Here is a 1,610-nt window from a genome sequence, read left to right as displayed (position 1 = left end):
CGGCCAGGTCCCGCTCCAGCCCCGCGAGCTCCTGGTCCAGGCTCACCCGCTCCGCGGTCTTGGCGTCCAGCTCCGCCTTATCCTGGGGCAGGGTGGTGGTCTTGGTGAAGGCCTCCCAGCGGGCCTGGGCCTCCCGGTAGGCCTTCTCCGCCGGGGCGATCTGCTCCTCTAAGGCCTTGAGGCTGGCCTCGAGGCGGGCGAGGGGGATGGCGTTCACCCGCCTTTTCACCGCCTCCACCCAGAGGTTGGCCGCCTTGGCCGCCACCTGGGGGTCTGGGGCCTGGACGGTGAAGCTCGCCACGATGGGGGGCACCTGGTTGGGGTTCACCACCTGCTGCTTGGGGGAGATGTCCTTCACCTTCAGGTCCCGCATCATCCGCTCAATCCCCCTTAGGGCCCCCTGGTCCTGCCAGCGGGTGGGAAGCCTCCCCTCCTTCCTCAGGGCCTCCCACACCTCCCCCACCACCTCCTCGGAGAGGGCGAGGGCCCTTAGCCCCCCAAAGGTGATGGGGGTGGCCTGCTGCACCTGGATCCTCTGCTCCAGCTGGGCCTGCACCTGCACCGGGGCCACGCTTAGGGTGGCGGTGGAAGCGTAGGTGGGCTCGGCGATGAAGAAGCCGTAGATGAGGGCCAGGGCGGCGAAGGCCAGGGGAAGGGTCCAGAGGTACACCCGGTGCCGCCTGAGCACCTCCACGATGTCCCGAAGGGTGAGCTCGCCTTGAGGTGCCTCCGTCATACGCGCTCCACTCTACCCTAGTACGCACCCTTGCGCGTCAAGACCACCCACACCGTCCGGGCCAGGATGTACAGGTCCAGCCAAAGGGACCAGTTGCGGATGTAGTAGGTGTCCAGGGCCTCCTGCACTTCTAGATCCCCTTCACTCCGGGCCGAAACCTGCCATAGCCCTGTGAGCCCAGGGAGGACGCTACGCCGAAGCCTGCGGAACTCTTCGGAGAACTTCTCCAGATGATAGCGGGGAAAGGGCCTGGGTCCCACCAGGCTCATCTCCCCCTTGAGGACGTTCCAGAGCTGGGGAAGCTCGTCCAGGCTAGTGCGCCTCAGGAAGTGCCCCACCCCGGGGAGGACCCGGGGGTCGTCCTTGAGCTTGAAGAACCGTTCCCACTCCGCCCTTGCGGCGGGGTTTTCCTCCAGGTAGCGGGCGAGGCGCGCCTCCGCATCGGGGTACATGGTACGGAGCTTCCACACGCGGATGGTCCGCCCCATGTACCCCTCCCGCTCCTGGGCGTAGAAGGCAGGTCCTGGGCTCACCCGCTTGATCCAGAGGGCAAAGAAGGCGAGGAAAGGCAACGAGGCGAGGAAGAGAGGAAGGCCCAGGAGGTAGTCTAGGGCGCGCTTGAAGAAGCGGTTCCGCCCTACGAGGAGGTTTTTTCTCACTTCTAGGCCAAGCACCCCGGCGAGGTCCCGGGTAGACACCCAGAGGCTTTGGACGCCAAAGAGATCCGGCACCAGGATCACGTGGGGAAAGGGCAGCTCGTGAAGGAGATGGGCGATCCTTTCCCTGTTCGCCCCAGGCATAGCCAAGACGGAGTACCGAAGGCCCCTCTGGGCCAGATCAGGAGCGAGGTCCAGGCTCCCAAACACAGGAAGGC

The 1,610-nt window shown here is 66.0% G+C and carries 2 protein-coding genes; both read right to left on the bottom strand.

The window, feature by feature from the left end; genetic code table 11:
* Window positions 1–736, bottom strand: a 736-nt coding sequence (locus tag AC01Y6_RS10310; RefSeq protein WP_476671427.1) for a Wzz/FepE/Etk N-terminal domain-containing protein, incomplete at its 3' end; no start/stop codon positions are given.
* A gap of 17 nt (window positions 737–753) precedes the next feature.
* Window positions 754–1,610 (bottom strand): exopolysaccharide biosynthesis polyprenyl glycosylphosphotransferase (locus AC01Y6_RS10305; RefSeq protein ID WP_476671425.1); only part of this gene is annotated, 857 nt, incomplete at its 5' end.

Source organism: Thermus sp., assembly GCF_056332225.1.
This window is presented reverse-complemented; position numbering and strand designations above follow the sequence as displayed.